Raw genomic sequence first — 7,590 nt, forward strand, 5'->3', positions numbered from 1 at the left:
TTTAAAACTATTTTGGGAATCGATCAAATAATACAAGGCTGTCAGAAGAAGGATGTGGTTGCTCAGGAGCAATTGTACAGACTTCTTGCACCTAAATTATTTGGGGTATGTCTAAAATATTCGAGAAATCAAACCGAGGCAGAAGACAATTTACAAGACGGTTTTTTACTGATTTTTGATAAAATCCATCAGTTCCAGTTTAAAGGTTCTTTTGAAGGATGGGCGAAAAGAGTGGTAATCAACAATGTTTTACAAAAGTACCGGACCGAAGGGGTTTTTGAGATTGTACACGAAAACATTCCCGATACTCCAACCGTAGAAGTAGACGACGAAGCTGTTTCGATGGAATACCTGGTCAGTATCATTCAGCAATTGCCGGACCGGTACCGCTTGGTTTTCAACTTATATGTAGTAGACGATTATTCACATAAAGAGATTTCTGAAATGTTAAATATCACCATCGGAACCTCAAAATCCAATTTGGCAAGAGCCCGGATGATTTTAAAAGACAAAATCGAATCGCAACAAACCAATCATAAATTTCCGAACGCAAAATGAGCGAAAGACAAAACATAGACAGACTCTTTCAGGAAAAGTTCAAAGACTTTGAAGCAACCCCTTCCGATAAGGTTTGGGCCAACATTCAGCGTCAGATGAACAACAATGAGAAGAAAAAAGCACCGGTACTTTTGCCTTTATGGTTAAAGATGTGCGGTATTGCGGCTGTTTTTCTGATTGGTTTTTCCATTGGAAGTAACCTTTTCTTCCATACACCGCAAAACAACGGAGATGTGTCATCTGCCAATGAGGCAACTGCTGATACGGAAAAAGACACTAAAAATACAGACCACTCAAAAAGCAACGATGTTTTAAACAAGGAATCTTTTAATCTGGACGCCAATGCTATAACATCTGCTTCAAAAGAAAAAGAAACGACAACTGTAGGGACCCAAAGCCAAAATAAAACACAAACCGGCACCAAAACTTTTGATTTTGACAGCACGCAAAACACTGCGAATCAAACTCATATGGCTTCAAACAAAAGAACTTCTAAACAAAGAACTTTTAGCCAAAAGTCTGCAACTTCAGTTGTAGCGGTTTTGGAGGACAACCGTAACGGTTCCACTGTTTCAAATTCGCAAAATACAACCGAAGGGGAAATCAATAAAGCCAATCCTGACACTGCCTTGGGCCACAACCTGAATAAGGCAGCACAACCAACGGTTTTTCAGTCCAATGATGCTAATTTTGTAGCCCCCAAAACCAATGAACCGGAGTTTGTGCCTGAAAACAGCGCCGATTTATTATTCGACAACCCAAATTCGAAAGTAGCCTTTGAAGTAGGAAAAGAACGGTATACCGACAAAAAAGAACGCGGTATTTTAAAGAACAGCCAACTTCCGAACAATAGAAAAACCACGGCAGATCCTTCAGAATCGTTGCTGACTAAAGATGAGAATTTACTGAAAAAACCGTTGAATCCAAAAACTGTTGTGGCATCTGCCAAAGATTCCCTTCCAAGAGCCAAAGGAAAGGAAATGCTAAATCCTCTTGATCAGCTTTTAAAAGAGAAAGAAGCGCAGGAGAAAGAAGAGCAAAAGCAAACCGCTGCAAAAAACAAATGGCTGGTAAGTTCCAAAGTAACACCAATCTTTATGAATGCCAGCGGAAACAATTCAGCAATCGACAAACAGTTTGACAACAACGGAAAAAGTTACGAGACTACTTTCAGTTACGGCATGGGCATCAGTTATGCCGTTACAGACCGTTTATCGGTGCGCGCCGGGGTTCATTCCTTAAACATGAAATACCGTACGAACGATATTATTTACTATCAGTCGAAAGAAGGGCGTCACATTGAGAACATCCGTCGCAATGAAACCGGAAACTCGATACAAATCGAAGACAAAGACAACCGCGCAATGGCTTTCAACGATTCGGGTCTTGTAACACAAAAAACAAGTGGTGCCATCAGCCAGCAAATGGGCTATATCGAAGTTCCTACTGAAGTATCCTACAAAGTACTGAACAAAAAATTCGGAATTGAAGTCATTGGCGGTTTGAGCACCTTGTTTTTAACACAAAACAATATTTCCCTGATTTCAGCGCACAGCGACATGAAAATCGGAGAAGCCAGCAACCTGAACAATATCCATCTCAGCAGTAATGTTGGGTTAGGTTTCAAGTATTCGTTCAGCAAATCGTTTGAAGCCAATATGGAACCGATGTTTAAATATCAGATCAATACATACCGTAACAACGCCGGTGATTTCAAACCGTATTACATGGGGGTTTACACCGGAATTAGTTACCGTTTTTAAAAGTTAGTTAGTTAAGTTTTTTAGTTAAGTCCGTTTCTTTCGTGGTGGTTAGAAACGTAAAAAGGCACTCTTTTTGGGTTAAGAGTGTCTTTTTTATTTTAGTTACTTACTGCTTTCGAAAACTTCCAGCTGATTCAGGATGATACTGCGAACCTCATTTTTAATGTCGGCTTTATGCTCCAGTGATTTTCCCTTCGTTTCGACCGGTTTATGGATTTTGATTCTCATTTTTCCGGGACTTCCGCTAAAAAACGTAAACGAAAACCGCTCCTTCACATCCCCAAACGTCATGGGTAAAATCGGCAACTGATGCTCGATGGCAATCCGGAAAGCGCCGTCTTTAAATTCATCCAGCATAATGCTTTCGTCTTCCGGCACACCGCCTTCGGGAAAAATACAAATACTCAACCCCTGATTGATGCGTTTTTGGGCGCGTTCAAAAACCGCAAAACGACTTTTCGAACTGCTGCGGTCCACCAAAATACAGGTGCGTTTGTAAAAGAACCCGAAAATCGGAAGTTTTACCAACTCTTTTTTTCCCACAAACACAAACGGATTGTCCTTTACCAAAAGCAGCATCAGCATGACATCCATCATCGAGGTATGATTGGCCACCAGCATGTAACTTTTGTGCTTTTCCAGTTCGTAGTCTTTCTCCACCACATAATAGAAACCCATACCGTATAAAATAATGCGGGCCCAAAAACGCGCTAACACGAAAAACTGCGGATACGTTTTTTCCGAAAGGATGGTTAGAAACAAAAACGGAAACAAAACGATAATCGGAACGGTTACCAAAATGTAAAACCAGATGCGCCAAAGCGTCCAGAAAATAATTTTTAAAACTTTCATAGACCCAAAAATAGCAATTCAGACGAAAGATTTTAGCAAAACAATTACCTTTGCGAAAATATTTTTACAATGGCAAAAATCTTAACCGGTGTTCAGAGTACTGGAACACCACACTTAGGAAATCTTTTGGGCGCAATTATCCCGGCTATCGAAATGGCCGCAAAGCCCGAAAACGAATCGTTTCTTTTCATTGCCGATTTGCATTCGGTAACCCAGATTAAAGACGGGAAAACGTTACGGGAAAACACCTACAGTGTGGCGGCTACCTGGCTGGCATTTGGTTTGGATGTTAACAAAGTGACGTTCTACCGTCAGAGCGATGTACCGCAAACGGCGGAGCTGTCCTGGTATCTGAGTTGTTTCTTCCCGTTTCAGCGTTTGACGTTGGCCCACTCTTTCAAAGATAAAGCCGACCGTTTAGAAGACGTGAACGCCGGGTTGTTTACCTATCCGATGTTAATGGCCGCGGATATTTTATTATATGATGCGAATTTCGTTCCGGTAGGAAAAGACCAGTTGCAGCATTTGGAAATTACCCGTGATGTGGCGGCGCGTTTCAACCATCAGATGGGCGAAACCTTTGTATTGCCGGAAGCCAAAATCGAGGAAAACATCATGATTATACCGGGTACCGACGGAGAAAAAATGAGCAAATCGCGCAATAATTTCATCAACATTTTTTTGGATGACAAGGCACTGCGCAAACAAGTCATGAGCATCGTGACTGACAGTACACCGCTGGAAGCGCCGAAAAACCCGGACACCTGTAACGCTTTTGCCCTCTACCGATTACTGGCAACACCGGAACAGACCGAAACGATGCGGGCCAATTATTTAGGCGGCAATTACGGTTACGGACATGCGAAACAGGCCTTGTTTGAACTCATCCTGGAAAAATTCAAAACAGAACGGGAAAAATACAATTATTACATCAACAATTTAGACGAACTTGACCGACTGCTGAAAATAGGCGCCGAAAAAGCACATCAGGTGGCTGATGGTGTTTTGGCAAGAGTCCGCGAAAAATTAGGCTATTAATCCCTTGCAGAAGCGTTCCTGACCGGAGCGCTTTTTTTATACCGCTTCAAAGGATTTTCCGGGTAACGGCCGGATGACGCCTTTCATTTCCATGCCAGTCAGCAAACCGGAAATTTTATGGACGGGCAGGCGGCATTCCAAAGCGATGATGTCCAGCAATTGCTTTCCGTTTTTCTGGAGGTAGTCGTAAACCTGTTGTTCTTCCGGTTCGAGCGACACGAAAAGTTGCTGCTGAAGCGGTGGCTTTTTGGAGGATGTTGGTTCCAGTTCCCAATTCAGCATGTAAACCAAATCGGCTGCTGATGTTAACAGATTGGCGCGTTGCGTTTTAATCAGCCAATTGCAGCCCTGACTGTACTTGTCGGTGGTGCGTCCGGGTACGGCAAAAACGTCACGGTTGTAGTCGTTGGCGATGTTGGCCGTGATGAGCGAACCGCCTTTTTCGGCACTTTCAACCACAATTGTTGCTTCGGAAATTCCGGCTACGATACGGTTGCGCTTCACAAAATTCTCCCGTTCGGGACTGGAAATACTCCAGAATTCCGTTAAAAAACCGCCGTTTTCCTCCATTTTACGGATGTATTTTTTGTGGGCTTTCGGATAGATCTGATTGAGGCCGTGCGCCAAAACCCCAACGGTCTGCAAACCGCAATCGAGCGCCGCCTGATGCGCGACAATATCAACTCCGTAGGCAAAACCACTTACGATTACAGGATTTAAAGGCGCAAGGTCTTCGATGATCTTCCGGGTAAAATCGATGCCATAACCGGTAACCTGACGCGTTCCCACTATGGAAATGATTTTCCGCTGTTTGAGGTTAATATTGCCGGATTGGAACAAAACTGTTGGACCGTCTACGCAATGTTTCAGCCTTTCGGGATAGGCTTCGTCCTGATAAAAGGCATAGTCGAGTTGTTCCTTTTCGATAAAAGCCAGTTCGGATTCGGCGAGTTGGAAAACGGATTTGTTCTGAAGGTTTCTGAGCAGCACTTCCCCGATCCCGTCGAGGGCAGCCAGTTGAGATTTCCTGGCGGCAAACACTTTTTCGGCGGAACCGCAGTGGCGGATGAGTTTTTTGGCAAGGATGTCTCCTATTCCTTCCACTTTGAGCAGGGCTAACGTGTAAAATAATTCGGATGTGGTCATGGCATATAATAAAGGTCAAAGAAAATCAAATTTTACAAATTTTGAAATAAAATGCTTACAAAAATTAAAATAGTTCCCTTTTTAGCCCCGATTTCTTCACAACATATATTATGCAGAGGATTTCAGAGAACACTTCGTGTTTGCAGTGGCACGAAGTACAGCGGAAAGCGGGAAATGCGTATCCAAAAAAGCCTAACCCATTCGCTCCTAATTGCTTACCTTAAAATTTTAAATTGTTAATAAAATTTGTTGATAATTTTTGGCTGCGCATCTTGATTACTTAAATTTGTAACTATGAAGATTGAAAACTACATCGCAGCGCTTTTGTATCGTTACCAGTGTGTTACGGTTCCGGGTTTTGGGGCATTCCTTACCGAAATCCAGTCGGCACAGCTGCATGACGCTACCAATACGTTTTTTCCGCCTAAAAAAGTGGTGTCGTTTAATCCGCACCTTAAAAACAATGACGGTTTGCTGGCCAATCACATCGCATTACAGGAGAGAATCTCCTATGACGAGGCCGTGAAAACCATTCAGACTGAAGTGGCACATTGGACAGAGCAACTGCAGCACCGAGAAACCGTATCGCTTAAAGACATTGGCAGCATCTCGGTAAATTCGGAATGGAACTGGGTTTTTGAACCGGTTAGTTCGGTAAATTATCTGGCCGATTCCTTTGGGTTGAGTACCGTGGTTTCGCCTGCAGTAAAACGCGAAGTCTTCAAAGCACAGGTGGAAGAACTGGAAGAAAAAGCACCAATTGTTTTCACTCCGGAACGCAGGAAAAATTATTCCTTTTTAAAATATGCTGCCGTTTTTGCAGTGCTGTTAGGCTGTGGCGGAGTGGCGTACCACTATCAGCACGAGCAACAAGTGGCCAACGAAACCCTGATGGCACAAAAAGCCGTACAGGAAAAAGTACAGCACAAAATTCAGGAAGCTACGTTTTTTATTGAAAACCCGTTGCCGGCCGTTACCCTGAACCTTAAAGAAAATGTCAAAAAACCGTATCATGTGGTCGCGGGTTCGTTCCGAAACGAAGCCAATGCACAACGCATTTTCGACGAATTAAAAACCATGGGATACGAACCTGTCCGGCTGGAAAAAAACGGGTTTGGCCTGTACCCGGTTTTATACGGCAGTTATGCAAGTTATGCCGAAGCGCAAAACCAGATGAAGACCATTCAGAAAACGCACAACAAGGAAGCCTGGGTGCTGATCAAAGAATTATAAATTGCGAAATCCTCAAAATTGAGGATTTTTTTATTCCCAGATTGCTAACTTTGCAAAAACAATCCGAATGCAAGCAAAATTTCCATCACAATCCCTAACCACCTTAACCGATTTGGTGTTACCCGGTGAAACCAACCCTCTGAACAATTTGTTCGGTGGCGAACTCTTAGCGCGTATCGACCGTGCGGCCAGTATTACAGCCCGAAGACATTCGCGTAGAATCTGCGTAACGGCGTCGGTAAACCATGTGGCGTTCAACCGTGCGATTCCTTTGGGTGCCGTGGTTACCATTGAAGCCAAAGTATCGAGAACGTTTACCAGTTCTATGGAAATTGTAATTGACGTTTGGACCGAAGACCGCGAATCGGGCATAAAAAACAGTGCCGGTACCGCCATTTACACGTTTGTAGCCGTGGACGACACCGGTAATCCGGTTCCGGTTCCGCCGATTATCCCGCAAACGGACGAGGAAAAAAGTCGTTTTGATGCCGCTTTGCGCCGCAAACAACTGAGTTTAATCCTGGCCGGAAAAATGAAGCCTTCTGAAGCTACGGAATTGAAAGCGCTTTTCGCAGGGGCCTAACCAAAAGTAATTTATTCCCGACAACAAAAGTCTATAATAGAAAAGCGCCCAGGAAAATTGGGCGCTTTTTTATAACGTATTGTAAGTCGTTTATTTCTTCACAATCAAGAATTCCGAACGTCGGTTCTTAGCGTGTTCCTCTTCGGTACATTTTTCGCAAGCTACCTTCGGTTCGCTCTCCCCGTAGCCTTTGCCCGAGATTCTGTCTTTGGCAATGCCTTTAGAGATTACATACTGAACCGTCGATTTGGCTCTGCGCTCCGACAGGTTCATGTTGAACGCATCCGATCCGCGGCTGTCTGTGTGCGATTTCACCATGATAACCATCTCCGGGCTGTTCTTCATCACCTGAACCAGTTTGTCTAACTCAAACGCCCCTTCTCTGGTGATGTTGCTCTTGTTGAATTCAAAGAAGAT

The 7,590-nt window shown here is 43.6% G+C and carries 8 protein-coding genes; 5 read left to right on the forward strand and 3 right to left on the reverse strand.

Features of this window, described 5'->3' with window-relative positions:
- Positions 1 to 12 precede the first annotated feature (12 nt).
- Together G498_RS0109205 and G498_RS0109210 are read left to right on the forward strand one after the other, a co-directional pair.
- Positions 13 to 558 (forward strand): RNA polymerase sigma factor, encoded by a 546-nt coding sequence (locus G498_RS0109205; RefSeq protein ID WP_026980916.1) that lies wholly within the window; start codon positions 13 to 15, stop codon positions 556 to 558.
- Complete coding sequence (locus tag G498_RS0109210; RefSeq protein ID WP_026980917.1) at positions 555 to 2,321, forward strand: hypothetical protein; 1,767 nt, start codon at positions 555 to 557, stop codon at positions 2,319 to 2,321. Before G498_RS0109205 ends, G498_RS0109210 begins: the two co-directional genes overlap by 4 nt.
- A gap of 102 nt (positions 2,322 to 2,423) precedes the next feature.
- On the opposite strand, the gene G498_RS0109215 is transcribed toward G498_RS0109210, so the two are convergent.
- A complete protein-coding gene (locus G498_RS0109215; RefSeq protein ID WP_026980918.1) occupies positions 2,424 to 3,173 on the reverse strand; it encodes a lysophospholipid acyltransferase family protein in 750 nt (249 codons plus the stop codon).
- 69 nt (positions 3,174 to 3,242) lie between these two features.
- Here G498_RS0109215 and trpS point away from each other — a divergent pair, with 69 nt between their 5' ends.
- Entirely contained in the window at positions 3,243 to 4,211 is a 969-nt protein-coding gene (gene trpS / locus G498_RS0109220; protein ID WP_026980919.1) for a tryptophan--tRNA ligase, read from the forward strand.
- Positions 4,212 to 4,247: 36 nt separating this feature from the next.
- Here the strand turns inward: trpS and dprA are convergent, their stop codons facing one another.
- Positions 4,248 to 5,357, reverse strand: a complete 1,110-nt coding sequence (gene dprA, locus G498_RS0109225) for a DNA-processing protein DprA (RefSeq protein ID WP_026980920.1) — start codon at positions 5,355 to 5,357, stop codon at positions 4,248 to 4,250.
- Positions 5,358 to 5,651: 294 nt separating this feature from the next.
- Here dprA and G498_RS0109230 point away from each other — a divergent pair, with 294 nt between their 5' ends.
- Positions 5,652 to 6,590, forward strand: a complete 939-nt coding sequence (locus G498_RS0109230) for an HU domain-containing protein (RefSeq protein WP_026980921.1) — start codon at positions 5,652 to 5,654, stop codon at positions 6,588 to 6,590.
- A 67-nt stretch (positions 6,591 to 6,657) separates the two neighbouring features.
- The gene (locus G498_RS0109235; RefSeq protein WP_026980922.1) at positions 6,658 to 7,173 is read left to right on the forward strand and encodes an acyl-CoA thioesterase; all 516 of its coding nucleotides are present in this window, start codon (positions 6,658 to 6,660) and stop codon (positions 7,171 to 7,173) included.
- Between the two features lie 90 nt (positions 7,174 to 7,263).
- Here the strand turns inward: G498_RS0109235 and G498_RS0109240 are convergent.
- Positions 7,264 to 7,590, reverse strand: a 327-nt coding sequence (locus G498_RS0109240) for an OmpA family protein (RefSeq protein WP_026980923.1), incomplete at its 5' end; no start/stop codon positions are given.

Source organism: Flavobacterium suncheonense GH29-5 = DSM 17707 (assembly GCF_000430025.1).
Lineage (GTDB): Bacteria > Bacteroidota > Bacteroidia > Flavobacteriales > Flavobacteriaceae > Flavobacterium > Flavobacterium suncheonense.